We start from the raw sequence: 14,563 nt of genomic DNA on the forward strand, positions 1-14,563 counted from the left end.
CTGGGAAGAGTCCAGGGGGTCTGTCACAGAACATCCCGCTGAGCCGCGGAAGAGGGAGAGCCCGATGTCAGCAGCCGAGGGACCGCTCGTCGTCGGCGTGGACACGTCCACCCAGTCCACCAAGGCGCTCGTCGTCGACGCGGCCACCGGCCAGGTCGTCGCGAGCGGTCAGGCGCCCCACACCGTCTCCTCCGGGGCCGGCCGCGAGAGCGACCCGCGCCAGTGGTGGGACGCCCTGTGCGAGGCCCTGCGCCAGTGCGGCGACGCGGCGCACGAGGCGGCCGCCGTGTCGATCGGCGGTCAGCAGCACGGCCTGGTCACGCTGGACGAGCGGGGTGAGCCGGTGCGCCCGGCCCTGCTGTGGAACGACGTGCGCTCGGCGCCGCAGGCCCGCCGCCTGATCGAGGAGCTGGGCGGACCGAAAGCCTGGGCGGAGCGAACCGGCAGCGTCCCCGGGCCGTCCTTCACGGTCACCAAGTGGGCATGGCTGGCCGAGAACGAGCCGGAGGCGGTCCGCGCGACCCGGGCGGTGCGCCTGCCCCACGACTACCTCACCGAACGCCTGACGGGGCAGGGCACCACCGACCGCGGCGACGCCTCGGGCACCGGCTGGTGGGCGTCCGGGACGGAGGCGTACGACGAGGAGACCCTCGCGCACGTGGGCCTTGACCCCGCCATGCTGCCCCGCGTGGTGCGGCCGGGCGAGGTGGCGGGCACCGTGCGCGACAGCCATGACCTGCCGTTCTCCAAGGGCACCCTGGTCGCGCCGGGGACGGGCGACAACGCGGCCGCCGCGCTGGGCCTCGGGCTGCGGCCCGGCGCCCCCGTGCTCAGCCTCGGCACCTCGGGCACCGTGTACGCGGTCTCCAAGCGCCGCCCGGCCGACCCCACCGGCACCGTCGCGGGCTTCGCCGACGCCCACGGCGACTGGCTGCCGCTGGCCTGCACCTTGAACTGCACCCTCGCCGTCGACCGTGTCGCCACCCTGCTGGGCCTCGACCGGGAGGCCGTGGAACCCACCGGCGTCACCCTGCTGCCCTACCTGGACGGCGAGCGCACGCCGAACCTGCCCGGAGCGTCGGGACTGCTGCACGGCCTGCGCCACGACACGACCGCCGGTCAGCTCCTGCAGGCCGCCTACGACGGCGCCGTGCACTCCCTGCTCGGCGCGCTCGACCTCGTCCTCGACGCGGACGCGGACCGCTCCGTGCCGCTGCTGCTGATCGGCGGCGGCGCCCGCGGCCGGGCCTGGCAGGAGACCGTACGACGGCTCTCCGGCCGCGCGGTACAGGTCCCCGAGGCCAAGGAACTGGTCGCGCTCGGCGCCGCGGCGCAGGCGGCGGGACTACTGACCGGCGAGGATCCGGCCTCGGTCGCCCGGCGCTGGAACACGGCCGCGGGGCCGGTGCTGGATGCCGTGGAGCGGGACGACGAGACGCTGGAAAGGATCGCCGGGGTACTCTCCGACGCGGCCCCGCTGCTGGAGCGGAGCACCGAGAACCGCTGAGGACGGGGGCATGACCGCACCGCTGCACGAGGCACACCCGGCCGGGCCCGGGCGGGCGCTGCCGGACACCCAGCAGGGCATGCGCCGCCGCAACCTGGCACGGGTGATGCACACCGTCAGCGCCGAGGGCCCGCTCTCCCGTGCCGCCGTCGCCTCCCGCATCGGACTGACCCGGGCGGCGGTGTCCAGCCTCGTCGACGAGCTCATACGCTCCGGCCTGCTCGACGAACTGGGTCCCGAGCGGCCCGGACGAGTGGGCCGCCCCGGCTCCGCACTCGCCGTCAGCGGGCACGGCCCCGCCGGCATCGGCGCCGAGGTCGGCGTCGACCACCTCGCGGTGTGCGCGGTCGATCTGCGCGGACAGGTGCGGGCGAAGGCCGTCCGGCACGGCGCGAACCGCGGCCGCTCCCCCGAGCCCGTGATCGGGGAACTCACCGAACTGGTGCACCGGGTCGTCGCCGAGGCGCAGGACGAAGGACTGTGGCCCGCGGGGCTCGCGGTTGCCGTGCCCGGCCTGGTGGCCCGCGACGCCCGCACCGTCGTCCGCGCCCCGAACCTGGACTGGCACGACACCGACCTCGGCGCCCTGCTGCCGGCCGACTGGCCCCTGACCGTCGGCAACGAGGCCAACTTCGGGGCCCTCGCCGAACTCTGGCTCGGCGAGGGCACACCGCGCGACTTCCTGCACGTGTCCGCGGAGATCGGCATCGGCGCCGCGGTCGTCGTGGCCGGTGGGCTGCTGCGCGGGACACGTGGGTTCGCGGGCGAGCTGGGACACGTGCCCGTGCGTCCGGAAGGGCTCTCCTGCCCCTGCGGCGGCCGGGGATGTCTGGAGCAGTACGCCGGTGAGGAGGCGGTGCTGCGGGCGGCGGGACTGGAGCCGGGCGAGGACCGCGTCGGCCTGCTGGCGAACCGGGCCGCCAACGGTGACGCCGACGTACGGCGAGCCCTTCTCGACGCCGGTGAGGCGCTCGGCATAGCGCTGACCGGGGCGGTGAACCTGCTGGATCCCGAGGGCGTGGTGCTGGGCGGCGCGCTGGCCGGGCTCGCGCCGTGGCTGCTGCCCTCTCTGGAGGCCGAGTTGGCCCGGCGCACCGCCGGCCCCGCCTGCCCGGTGACGGTGTCGGGTCTCGGTTCCGAGGGACCACTGCTGGGCGCGGCGCACTCGGTGGTACGGGCGGTCCTCGACGATCCGGCGGCGGTCGCGGAGCGGGGCTGACCCGGATCGCGCTGAACGGTCGGCAGGGCTGACCGGTCGGCAGGGCTGACCTCGGCCCCACCCTGTGCGGTCCGTGAGCCCGGGCCGCCGTGCTCGGAAAGCCGTGGATCACGCTCGCTTCACCCGTCCGAGTGGCCGAGTTGTCCACATCCGCGCCTTCGTCCACCGAAGCACGTCGTGCCCTTCTGCCCATCCCGCGAGCGCCGTACCGTGAATCACGCGAGGCGCAGCCGTCGGTGTCGAGGGCACCGGCCAAGTCGGCGTGGATTGAGGGGTATTCACATGTCGGGGGAAGCGGAAGCGGGGCTCAGGCGCGACGCGGTCGCACTGCGCGAGGTGCTGTTCCAGGGCATAACGGCCATGGCTCCGGCCGCGGCGGTCGCCGCGTCCATCTACCTCGACGAACCCGCCCCCACCCATCCCGCGCAGAACGGAGCGACACACCGATGAGCGACCCCCGGATCCTGATCGTCCGACCCGAACCGGGCGAGTACGCCTGGACGTTCGGCGGCGCACCGCCCGTGGCACGCGTCACGCCCGGCACGGTCCTCGACCTGTACACGGAGGACTGCTTCGCCGGACGGGTGCGGTCCGAGGAGGACCTGGTGTCCGAAGTGTGCGAGTTCCCCTTCCTCAATCCGCAGACCGGCCCGTTCCACGTCGAGGGCGGGGAGCCGGGCGACACCGTCGCCGTGCACTTCGTGTCGATCGAACCGGCGCGGGACTGGGCCGCGTCGACCACGGTCCCCCTGTTCGGCGCGCTCACCTCCACGCACGCCACGGCAACGCTGCAACCGCCGCTGCCGGAAACCGTGTGGATCTGGCAGCTCGACCTCACCCGGCGCACCGCGCTGTTCCGGGCGCACGACAGTGACATCGAGGCCGAGCTGCCCCTCGATCCGTGCACGGCACGGTGGGCGTGGCGCCGGCCAACCTGGAGGTCCGCTCCGCGCTGGTGCCCGACGCGCACGGCGGCAACATGGACACGCCCGAGATGCGGGCCGGCGTCACCTGCTATCTCGGAGTCAACGTGGAAGGGGCGCTGCTCAGCCTCGGCGACGGGCACGCCCGGCAGGGCGAGGGCGAGACCTGCGAGGTCGCCGTCGAGTGCGCCATGAACACCGTTGTGATCGTCGAGCTGCTCAAGGGAGTGGCCACGCCCTGGCCGCGCATCGAGTCGGACACGCACATCATCTCGACGGGCTCGGCCCGTCCGCTCGAGGACGCGTTCCGCATCTCCCAGCTCGACCTGGTGCAGTGGCTGGTGCGCGACTACGGCTTCGGGGAGCTGGACGCGTACCAGTTCGCGACGCAGGCGGTGGAATCGCCGTTGGCCAACGTGTGCGACACCAACTACACGTGCGTGGCGAAGATCCGCAAGCAGTGGCTGCCCGAGCGCGAGACTTACCGCGGCATGCACGCCCGGCTCCGGGAGACCGCCGCCGCGCTGCCGCGCTGAGCAGGCCCACCTCCTCCCCCACACGAAAGGCACGGCTCGATGGAGCGAGCAAGACCAGGCACCTCCAGAAGACGGTTCCTCAAGGGGGCCGCCCTGGCCGCAGTTCCGTACGCCCTGCTGCCCGACGCGCGGGCCGACGCCAAGGCCCAGGCCGTCGACTACCCGTCCGCGGAGTGGCAGCCGGCGACGTCCTCCAACTACACGGCGTCCAGCCGGCCCACGTCCTATCCGCTCGACTTCGTGGTCATCCACGTCACCCAGGAGACCTACGCGGACACCCTCGCCGTCTTCCAGAACTCCAAGAAGGCGGTGTCCGCGCACTACCTGGTGCGCTCGGCCGACGGGCACGTGGCGCAGTGCGTCCGGGAGAAGGACGTCGCCTGGCACGCCGGGAACTGGGACTACAACACGCGCAGCATCGGCATCGAGCACGAGGGCTGGGTGGACCGGCCCGCATACTTCACCGACGCCCTCTACGAGCAGTCGGCCAAGCTGACGGCGGCGGTCTGCACCAAGTACGGCATCCCGAAGGACCGCGCGCACATCATCGGCCACTACCAGGTGCCGGGGACGGACCACACCGATCCCGGGCCCAACTGGGACTGGACGCGGTTCATAAGGATGGTCAACTTCGCCTGAAGCAAGGGGGTCGGTGCCAGGGCCGGTGCCGTGGCAGCTGCCCAGTGCGGTCGGCTCGACGCGAGGGGCCGACGCCTCGTCCGGGTGATCGTGGTCGAAACGGTTGTCGGGGCGCGTACCGGGAGTGACGATGTCCTTCAGCCGCACAGCTTTTCCGGGGAGGCCGAGTTGACCGATCCGTGGGTGGCCCTGGAGCCGGGGGCCGATCTCGCCGAACGCACACGGGTGCTGCGTCGCGCGCACGAGACGTTCACCGAGGCGGGCACCGTGACCCGCCCGGTGCGTACGGTGGTCGCCGAGTCGTGGCGGCGTTCGGCCCGGGCAGGCGTGGGGCCCGACGGGCAGCTGGTCCTCACACGTCTGCAGGCCATGCCCGAGGTGCTGAGCACCCGCGCAGCTGGCGGACGTGGACCTGATGGACGACGACCTCGGCGCCTACCGGGCCGAGCATCCGCTGGCACGGGTGATGCCGCTGTTTCGGGAGCTGATGGGGACGTTCGCCGCCGACGGCGAGCATCTGCTGGCGGTGTGCGACGCGCACGGCAGGCTGCTGTGGGTCGAGGGTCATCCGACGACCCGGCGGCACGCGGGACGGATGAACTTCGTACCGGGTGCCCGGTGGGCGGAGACCGCGATGGGGACGAACGCACCGGGGACCGCGGTCGCCGTGGACCGGCCGGTGCAGGTGTTCGCGGCCGAGCACTTCATCCGGCGGGTGCAGCCCTGGACCTGCGCGGCGGCCCCGGTGCACGATCCGCGGACCGGGCGGGTGCTCGGCGCCGTGGACATCACCGGCGGGGACGGGCTGGCGCATCCGCACAGCCTGGGTTTCGTGCAGGCGGTGGCGCGGGCCGCCGAATCGCAGCTGGCGCTGCTCGTGCCGGAGCGGCCCGGCACCGACACACCCGAACTGACCGTGCTGGGCCGCGACGAGGCCCAGTTGCGCATCGACGGGCGCCGGATCCGGCTCAGCCGCCGGCACAGCGAGATCCTCGTGCTGCTGGCGCGGCGCCCGGAGGGGCTGACCGGCGACGAGTTGCTGTGCGCGCTGTACGAGGACGAGTCGGTGACGCCGGTGACGTTGCGTGCCGAACTGGCCCGGCTGCGCAGGCTGCTGGGCCCGGGGCTGCTGGCCTCGCGGCCCTACCGGCTGACGGTGCCGGTGGAGTGCGACGTCGCCGTGGTCGAGCGGCGGCTGGAGACCGGCGCGGTCACGGCGGCCGCGAGGACGTACGCGGGACCGCTGCTGCCCGGTTCGTACGCCCCGGCGGTGGTGCGGCTCAGGCACCGCCTGGCCGACGGACTGCGCACGGCGTTGATCGCCCGCCGTGACCCCGACCTCCTCGCGGACTGGGCGCACGCCCCCTGGGGCGAGGACGACCTCGACGTGTGGCGGGCGCTCGCCGCGGTCCGCCCGACGCCGGCGGTGCGGTCGCGCCTCGTCGCACTTGAGGCGGAACTGGCGGCACCGACGGCCCGCCCGCGCTGACCCGCCGACCGGATCCCACCACCCCAGAGCCCACCACCCCGTCCGGCCGACCGCCCGGCCGACGGCGCCGCCGACCGGCAACGTGGTTGCAACGTCCCCGTCCCTAGCCTCCGCAGGAAAGCTGCCCAACGGCGGGCAGCGCTTCTGAAGGAGCACCAGCATGACCCGTTACGCGGCGCCCGGCACCGAGGGCGCGATCGTCTCCTACCAGGCGCGCTACGACCACTTCATCGGGGGCGAGTACGTGCCGCCGGCCCGGGGGCAGTACTTCGAGAACTCCACCCCGGTGAACGGGCAGCCGTTCACCGAGATCGCGCGCGGCACCGCGGAGGACGTGGAACGGGCTCTCGACGCGGCGCACGCGGCGGCTCCGGCGTGGGGCCGTACGTCGATGACCCAGCGCTCCGACGTCCTGCTGAAGATCGCCGACCGCATGGAGGCCAACCTCGACAAGCTGGCGGTCGCCGAGAGCTGGGAGAACGGCAAGCCGGTCCGGGAGACGCTGGCCGCCGACATCCCCCTCGCCATCGACCACTTCCGTTACTTCGCGGGCGCGATCCGGGCGCAGGAGGGTTCGCTCGGCGAGGTCGACGAGGACACGGTGGCGTACCACTTCCACGAGCCGCTCGGGGTGGTCGCGCAGATCATCCCGTGGAACTTCCCGATCCTGATGGCGACCTGGAAGCTGGCGCCCGCGCTGGCCGCGGGCAACGCGGTCGTGCTGAAGCCGGCCGAACAGACCCCGGCGTCCATCCACTACTGGCTGAGCCTGGTCGCCGATCTGATCCCGCCGGGTGTGCTCAACATCGTCAACGGCTTCGGCGTGGAGGCGGGCAAGCCGCTGGCGTCCAGCCCGCGGGTGGCGAAAGTGGCGTTCACCGGGGAGACCACGACCGGCCGGCTGATCATGCAGTACGCGTCGGAGAACATCACCCCGGTCACCCTCGAACTCGGCGGCAAGTCCCCGAACATCTTCTTCGAGGACGTCACGGCGGTCGACGACGTTTTCCGGGACAAGGCGCTCGAGGGCTTCACGATGTTCGCGCTCAACCAGGGCGAGGTGTGCACCTGCCCGTCCCGGGCGCTGGTGCAGCGCGGCCACTACGCCGAGTTCATGGAGGCGGCGGTCGCCCGGACCGAGCAGATCAAGACGGGCCACCCGCTGGACACGGACACGATGATCGGCGCGCAGGCCTCCAACGACCAGTTGGAGAAGATCCTCTCCTACCTGGACATCGGCCGTCAGGAGGGCGCGAAGATCCTCACCGGTGGCGAACGCATCGAGTACGACGGCGAGTTGAAGGGCGGCTACTACGTCCAGCCGACGATCTTCGAGGGCGACAACCGGATGCGGATCTTCCAGGAGGAGATCTTCGGACCGGTCGTCTCCGTGACGTCGTTCGACGACTTCGACGACGCCATCAAGATCGCCAACGACACGCTGTACGGGCTCGGCGCGGGTGTGTGGACCCGTGACATCAACACGGCGTACCGGGCGGGCCGCGCGATCCAGGCGGGCCGCGTCTGGACGAACTGCTACCACGCCTACCCGGCGCACGCGGCGTTCGGCGGCTACAAGGGTTCGGGCATCGGCCGCGAGACACACAAGATGATGCTGGAGCACTACCAGCAGACGAAGAACCTCCTGGTGTCGTACTCGCCGAAGAAGCTCGGCTTCTTCTAGACCCACCCCCACCCCCCTTCTGGCCTCACCCGCAAGGCGCCTGCCCCGTCCGATCAAGGATCACCGATCACGAATCACCGATCACCGATCACTGATCACCGATCACCGAGGTCAGGCGCCTTGCAGCTTGACCGCGACGGCGTCGAGGACCCAGTCCAGTCCGGTGGCGAAGGACGTTTCGGCGTCCACGTCCGTGCCGTCGTAGACCGCCCTGCTCAGCGCCGGGAAGCGGCCCGTGGCCAGCATCTTCGTCACATGGGGGCCGGAGGCGCGCTGCCATTCGCGCTTCGACAGGCCGGTGGCGCGCTCGGCGCGCACGCTCGCGATCTCGCGCCTGATCGCGCCGGTGAAGTAGGCGCTGACGGTCTCGACGGCGCGCATGACCGTGTCGATGTCGGCGAGGCCGTCGAGGGCGGCCAGCGTGGCCTCGGTCACGGCGAGGCCGTTCGGGCCCAGCGTCGGGCGGCCGCCGAGCAGGTCGGCCAGCCACTCGTGGCGGAGTGCGGTCTGCCTGGTGCGGTGGGCGAGAGTGCTCAGCGCCTCCCGCCAGTCACCGGGGCGCTCCTCGGGGAGGATCTCGCCCTGGACCTCGTCCACCATGAGGTCGAACAGTTCCTGCTTGGTGGAGATGTAGCCGTAGAGCCGCATCGGGCCGGCGTTGAGCCGGGCGGCGACCTTGCGCAGCGACACCGCCTCCAGCCCGCCCTCGTCGGCCAGCGCGATGGCGGCGGCGACGATCCGCTCCCGATCGAGCGGCACCGGGCGAGCCGGCGGCTCGGGCCGGTCCCAGACAGTCATGATCACACCGTTCTGTTGCTTGCGGTGCATCGTAAGCGAGAAATACAGTGTATCGACATGAGACATCGTATCGCCGTGGTCGGAAGCGGCCCCGCCGGACTCACCTTCGCCCGTGTGCTACACCGCCACGGCCACCCCGTCACGGTCTTCGAACGCGACCCCTCCCCCGACGCCCGCCCTCCGGGCGGCACGCTGGACCTGCACGAGGGACTGGGCCAGCTCGCGATGGAAAAGGCGGGACTGCTGGCGGAGTTCGAGGCGCTGTCCCGTCCCGAGGGGCAGGCCATGCGCATCCTCGACACGGACGGGACGGTCCTGCGCGACTGGCGACCGCGTCCGGACGACCGGGCCAATCCCGAGATCGACCGGGGGCAACTCCGTGCCCTGCTGCTCGGCCCTCTCGACGTCCAGTGGGGACGCGGCGTGGAGGAGGTGACGCCGGGGACCGGGGACGGCGCACTGGTCCGTTTCGCGGACGGGCGGCAGGAGACGTTCGACCTCGTCGTCGGCGCGGACGGCGCCTGGTCCCGGGTCCGTCCCGCCGTGTCACCGGTGACGCCGCACTACACCGGCGTCACCTCGGTGGAGACCTCGCTGGACGACGTCGACATCCGCCATCCCGAGCTCGCCCGGCTGATCGGCGACGGCTCCGTGGCCGTGTACGGCGTGAACCGAAAGCTCGTCGCCCAGCGCAACAGCGGCGGCCACGTCAAGGTGTACGCCCAGTTCCGCGCACCGCTGGACTGGCACGCGGAACTGGACCTCACCGACGCCGAGGCGGTGCGAGCGAGTCTGCTGGCCCTGTTCGACGGCTGGGCCGCTCCCGTTCTCGAACTCCTGCGCCACGGCGCCGCGTTCACCCACCGCCCCGTGCACGTCCTGCCCGTCTCCCACACCTGGGCCCACACCCCGGGGGTGACGCTCCTGGGCGACGCCGCGCATCTCATGCCCCCGCTGGGAGCGGGCGCGAACCTCGCCATGCTGGAGGGCGCCGAACTCGCCGAGGCCATCGCCACGGGCACCCAGGACCTCGACGAGACCGTCCGCGCCTTCGAGGAACGGATGTGGGCCCGGGCCGAGCGGTGGGCGAAGATCACGACGGCGGGTCTGGAGCGCCTGGTGAGCGCGAACCCCGCCGAGGCCCTCGCCCTCTTCGAAGAAGTCCAGCCCTCCTGACCGTCCCGCGACTCCTCCGCGTGGCAGAGAACCCGCTCAGTCCTCGGCGGTCCGCTGGGTCCAGGTCCAGGCGTACTGCAGCCAGTCCGCCATGGTGACCGCCCCGAGCCCCGCGCAGATCAGCCGGGTGGCGTGGGGGACGACGGTGTATCCGCACACCAGCACGCCGGCCGCCCAGACGGAGGTGCAGAACGGGCAGGTCACCAGGTCGCCTACGGCGCGGTGCACGCCGTGCCCGCGCGGTTCGTCCATGACCTCGGGGCCCTCGCCCTCGCCGCTGCGGCGGGCGAACGGCGCCCGGACGAAGCTGGTGATCTCGTCCTTGGTCAGCAGCCTGGACGCCTTGTAGGTCGCCGCGCCCAGGAGAGCGACGTCCCAGGGCGGAACCTCGCGGGGCGGCCGGATCCCGCGCCGCCGTACGAACGCGGCGAACCCGGTGACGCCGGCCGTGAAGGCGGCGGCGAGGGTGGCGTAACCCGCGAGAGGGGTGCCCCCGTCGTCGTACTGCGCGGTCTGCCCGGTCATGGAACCTCCCTGAACGGCCCGTGCTCCCTGCGTCGGGCGCGCCCCGGGTTCCCACCGCGGTACAGGTCACACGCGGCGGCGGGGCGGCGCCCGCTCTCGCGCGCACCGCCCCGCCGTCGGTTCAGCCGATCTCGACCAGCAGGTCGCCGCCCTCCACCTGCTGGATCCGGTTGATCGCCAGCCGGTTCACCCGTCCCGCGCGGGACGCGGTGATCGCGGCCTCCATCTTCATCGCCTCGATCGTGGCCACGGTCGCCCCCGCGTCCACCTCGTCGCCCTCGGCGACCGCGAGCGTGACCACACCGGCGAACGGCGCCGCCACATGGCCGGGGTTGGACCGGTCGGCCTTCTCGGTGACCGGGACGTCCGAGGCGGCGGCCTTGTCGCGCACCTGGATCGGCCGCAGCTGGCCGTTCAGGGTGGACATCACGGTGCGCATGCCGCGCTCGTCGGCCTCGCCGACGGCCTCCAGCTCGATGAGCAGCCGGACGCCGGGTTCGAGGTCGACGGCGTACTCCTTGCCCGGGCGCAGACCGTAGAAGAAGTCCTTGCTGTCCAGGACGCTGGTGTCGCCGTAGGCCTGGCGGTGGGTGTCGAACTCGCCCGTCGGGCCGGGGAACAGCAACCGGTTGAGCGTCGCGCCGGGCTCCTTGGCAAGGCCCTCGCGGTCCTCCGGCGTCAGCTCCTGCACCGGTCGCGGCTCCGCACGGCCCTCCAGCGCCCGGCTGCGGAACGGCTCCGGCCAGCCGCCGGGCGGGGTGCCCAGCTCGCCGCGCAGGAAACCGATCACCGAGTCGGGGATGTCGAACCTGTTCGGCGTCGCCTCGAAGTCCTCCGGGGTGACGTCGGCCCCGACGAGGTGCAGGGCGAGGTCGCCGACCACCTTGGACGACGGGGTGACCTTGACCAGCCGGCCCAGCATGCGGTCGGCGGCCGCGTACATCGACTCGATCTCCTCGAAGCGGTCGCCGAGGCCGAGGGCGACGGCCTGGGTGCGCAGGTTGGAGAGCTGACCGCCGGGGATCTCGTGGTGGTAGACGCGCCCGGTCGGGGAGGCGAGGCCCGCCTCGAAGGGGGCGTAGATCTTGCGGACGCTCTCCCAGTACGGCTCCAGGTCGCCGACGGCCTGGAGGTCGAGGCCGGTGGGCCGCTCGGAGTGGTCGGTGGCCGCGACGATCGCCGACAGCGACGGCTGGGAGGTCGTGCCGGCCATCGAGGCGACCGCGCCGTCCACCGCGTCGGCGCCCGCCTGGATCGCGGCGAGGTAGGTGGCGAGCTGGCCGCCCGCCGTGTCGTGGGTGTGCAGGTGGACCGGCAGGTCGAACTCGCGGCGCAACGCCGAGACGAGCTTCGCCGCGGCCGGGGCACGCAGCAGCCCGGCCATGTCCTTGATCGCGAGGATGTGCGCGCCGGCCGCGACGATCTGCTCGGCCAGCCGCAGGTAGTAGTCCAGCGTGTACAGGCGCTCGTTCGGGTCGGACAGGTCCGAGGTGTAGCAGAGGGCGACCTCGGCGACCGCGGCGCCCGTCTCGCGTACGGCGTCGATGGCGGGACGCATCTGGCCGACGTCGTTGAGGGCGTCGAAGATGCGGAAGATGTCGATGCCGGTGGCGGCGGCCTCGTGCACGAAGGCGTCGGTGACCTCCGTCGGGTACGGGGTGTAGCCGACGGTGTTGCGGCCGCGCAGCAGCATCTGCAGGCAGAGGTTGGGGACGGCCTCGCGCAGGGCGGCCAGCCGCTCCCAGGGGTCCTCGGCGAGGAAGCGCAGGGCGACGTCGTACGTCGCTCCGCCCCAGCACTCCAGGGAGAGCAGCTCGGGCAGCGTGCGGGCGACCACCGGTGCCACGGCCAGCAGGTCCTTGGTGCGCACGCGGGTGGCGAGCAGCGACTGGTGGGCGTCGCGGAAGGTGGTGTCGGTGATGCCGATGGTCGGCGACTCGCGCAGGGCGCGGGCGAAGCCCTCGGGGCCGAGTTCGACGAGCCTCTGGCGGGAGCCCGCGGGGGGCTCACCCGCCGGCAGCGGGGGCAGCTTGGTGACCGGGTCGATCAGCTCGGGCCGTTCGCCGTGCGGCTTGTTGACCGTGACGTCGGCGAGATAGGTGAGCAGCTTGGTGCCGCGGTCGGCCGAGGAGCGGGCGGTCAGCAGGTGCGGGCGCTCCTCGATGAACGACGTCGTCACCCGACCGGCCTGGAAGTCCGGGTCGTCCAAGACGGCTTGCAGGAAAGGGATGTTGGTGGCCACGCCGCGGATGCGGAACTCGGCGACCGCGCGCCGGGCCCGGCCGATCGCGGCCTTGAAGTCCCGTCCCCGGCAGGTGAGTTTGACCAGCATCGAGTCGAAGTGCGCGCTGATCTCCGTACCCGCGTGGGTGGTTCCGCCGTCGAGGCGGATGCCGGAGCCACCGGGCGAGCGGTAGGCGCTGATGCGGCCGGTGTCCGGACGGAAGCCGTTGGCGGGGTCCTCGGTGGTGATACGGCACTGCAGGGCGGCGCCGTGCAGCTTGACCGTGTCCTGGGAGAGGCCGAGGTCGGCGAGGGTCTGGCCGGAGGCGATGCGCAGCTGGGCCTGGACGAGGTCGACGTCGGTGACCTCCTCGGTGACCGTGTGCTCGACCTGGATGCGTGGGTTCATCTCGATGAAGACGTGGTTGCCGTCGCGGTCGAGGAGGAACTCGACGGTGCCGGCGTTTCGGTAGCCGATCTCGCGCGCGAAGCGGACGGCGTCGGCGCAGATCCGGTCGCGCAGCTCCGGGGCGAGGTTGGGCGCGGGCGCCATCTCGATGACCTTCTGGTGGCGGCGCTGGAGGGAGCAGTCGCGTTCGAAGAGATGGATGACGTTGCCCTCGCCGTCGGCGAGGATCTGCACCTCGATGTGGCGGGGGTCGACGACGGCCTTCTCCAGGAAGACGGTGGGGTCGCCGAAGGCGGAGGCGGCCTCGCGGGACGCGGCCTCGATGGACTCGCGGAGCTGGGCCGGGTCCTCGACACGGCGCATGCCGCGCCCGCCGCCGCCCGCGACCGCCTTCACGAACACCGGGAAGCCGATCTCCTCGGCGGCGCGGACGAGTTCGTCGACGTCGTTGGAGGGCGCGGAGGAGCCGAGGACCGGCACGCCGGCCGCGCGGGCGGCGGCCACGGCACGGGCCTTGTTACCGGTGAGCTCCAGCGTCTGGGCGCTCGGCCCGACGAAAGTGATGCCGGCTTCCTCGCAGGCCTTGGCCAGCTCGGGGTTCTCCGACAGGAAGCCGTAGCCCGGGTAGACGGCGTCCGCGCCGGCCCTGCGCGCCGCGCGGACGATCTCCTCGACCGACAGGTAGGCCCGCACGGGGTGGCCGGGCTGGCCGATCTCGTAGGCCTCGTCGGCCTTGAGCCGGTGCAACGAGTTGCGGTCCTCGTGCGGGAAGACGGCGACCGTCCGCGCGCCCAGCTCATAGCCGGCGCGGAACGCCCTGATCGCGATCTCACCACGGTTGGCGACCAGCACCTTGCGGAACATCACCGCTCCCTTCAGCCTGCCGACGAACGTCCCCCATGGTGTCGGTGACATGCGCCCGTGGCCATGTGACCCGGGCCACTCAGGGAGTGATTTTTGTGGCCGCCTTGTTGATCGCCTCCCGGATGCGGGCATAGGTGCCGCAGCGGCAGACGTTCTCGATGCCGTCGATGTCGGCGTCGGTGGGGTGGCGCGTCTTCTTCAGCAGGGCGACGGCTGCCATGATCTGCCCGGGCTGGCAGAAGCCGCACTGGGAGACGTCGCAGTCGAGCCAGGCCTGCTGCACGGGGTGCAGGGTGTCGCCGTCGGCCAGGCCCTCGATGGTGGTGATCTTCCGGTCCGCGCAGTCCTTGACCTTGACGACGCAGGGCTGGATCTCCTCGCCGTCGAGATGGCTGGTGCAGGCCCGGCAGACGCCGACGCCGCAGCCGTACTTGGGGCCGGTGACATGCAGCAGGTCACGCAGCACCCACAGCAGCGGCATGTCGGGCGGGGCCTCGACGGTGACCTTCTCGCCGTTGAGGACGAAGGAGTAGGACGGCATCGGCACCTTCTCGAAGAGGGTCAGAAGTTC

At 72.2% G+C, this 14,563-nt stretch carries 10 protein-coding genes and 2 pseudogenes; 8 read left to right on the forward strand and 4 right to left on the reverse strand.

What is annotated here, in order from left to right:
* Window positions 1–64 precede the first annotated feature (64 nt).
* From xylB to FBY22_RS26110, 7 genes and pseudogenes are all read left to right on the forward strand, one after another.
* The gene (gene xylB, locus FBY22_RS26085) at window positions 65–1,507 is read left to right on the forward strand and encodes a xylulokinase (RefSeq protein WP_142149884.1); all 1,443 of its coding nucleotides are present in this window, start codon (window positions 65–67) and stop codon (window positions 1,505–1,507) included.
* Window positions 1,508–1,517: 10 nt separating this feature from the next.
* Window positions 1,518–2,726 (forward strand): ROK family transcriptional regulator, encoded by a 1,209-nt coding sequence (locus FBY22_RS26090; protein ID WP_142149886.1) that lies wholly within the window; start codon window positions 1,518–1,520, stop codon window positions 2,724–2,726.
* Between the two features lie 282 nt (window positions 2,727–3,008).
* Window positions 3,009–3,176 (forward strand): hypothetical protein, encoded by a 168-nt coding sequence (locus FBY22_RS44015; RefSeq protein WP_160159936.1) that lies wholly within the window; start codon window positions 3,009–3,011, stop codon window positions 3,174–3,176.
* Window positions 3,173–4,185: pseudogene (locus FBY22_RS26095) on the forward strand (acetamidase/formamidase family protein). Before FBY22_RS44015 ends, FBY22_RS26095 begins: the two are co-directional and overlap by 4 nt.
* 39 nt (window positions 4,186–4,224) lie before the next feature.
* The gene (locus FBY22_RS26100) at window positions 4,225–4,824 is read left to right on the forward strand and encodes an N-acetylmuramoyl-L-alanine amidase (protein WP_142149888.1); all 600 of its coding nucleotides are present in this window, start codon (window positions 4,225–4,227) and stop codon (window positions 4,822–4,824) included.
* Between the two features lie 168 nt (window positions 4,825–4,992).
* Window positions 4,993–6,313 (forward strand): annotated as a pseudogene (locus tag FBY22_RS26105) (GAF domain-containing protein).
* Window positions 6,314–6,473: 160 nt separating this feature from the next.
* Window positions 6,474–7,997 carry an aldehyde dehydrogenase family protein gene (locus FBY22_RS26110; RefSeq protein WP_142149890.1) on the forward strand — a complete coding sequence of 508 codons (1,524 nt, stop codon included), beginning with the start codon at window positions 6,474–6,476 and terminating at the stop codon, window positions 7,995–7,997.
* A gap of 111 nt (window positions 7,998–8,108) precedes the next feature.
* On the opposite strand, the gene FBY22_RS26115 is transcribed toward FBY22_RS26110, so the two are convergent.
* A complete protein-coding gene (locus tag FBY22_RS26115) occupies window positions 8,109–8,795 on the reverse strand; it encodes a TetR/AcrR family transcriptional regulator (RefSeq protein WP_142149892.1) in 687 nt (228 codons plus the stop codon).
* A 57-nt stretch (window positions 8,796–8,852) separates the two neighbouring features.
* Here FBY22_RS26115 and FBY22_RS26120 point away from each other — a divergent pair, with 57 nt between their 5' ends.
* Window positions 8,853–9,971 (forward strand): NAD(P)/FAD-dependent oxidoreductase, encoded by a 1,119-nt coding sequence (locus FBY22_RS26120; RefSeq protein ID WP_142149894.1) that lies wholly within the window; start codon window positions 8,853–8,855, stop codon window positions 9,969–9,971.
* Window positions 9,972–10,007: 36 nt separating this feature from the next.
* Here the strand turns inward: FBY22_RS26120 and FBY22_RS26125 are convergent, their stop codons facing one another.
* The 3 genes from FBY22_RS26125 to FBY22_RS26135 form a co-directional block, all read right to left on the reverse strand.
* Complete coding sequence (locus FBY22_RS26125) at window positions 10,008–10,496, reverse strand: DUF1360 domain-containing protein (protein WP_142149896.1); 489 nt, start codon at window positions 10,494–10,496, stop codon at window positions 10,008–10,010.
* A gap of 121 nt (window positions 10,497–10,617) precedes the next feature.
* Window positions 10,618–13,992 carry a pyruvate carboxylase gene (locus FBY22_RS26130; protein ID WP_142152525.1) on the reverse strand — a complete coding sequence of 1,125 codons (3,375 nt, stop codon included), beginning with the start codon at window positions 13,990–13,992 and terminating at the stop codon, window positions 10,618–10,620.
* A 79-nt stretch (window positions 13,993–14,071) separates the two neighbouring features.
* Entirely contained in the window at window positions 14,072–14,533 is a 462-nt protein-coding gene (locus FBY22_RS26135; protein WP_142149898.1) for a (2Fe-2S)-binding protein, read from the reverse strand.
* Between the last annotated feature and the right edge of the window lie 30 nt (window positions 14,534–14,563).

It is taken from the genome of Streptomyces sp. SLBN-31, assembly GCF_006715395.1.
Classification (GTDB): domain Bacteria; phylum Actinomycetota; class Actinomycetes; order Streptomycetales; family Streptomycetaceae; genus Streptomyces.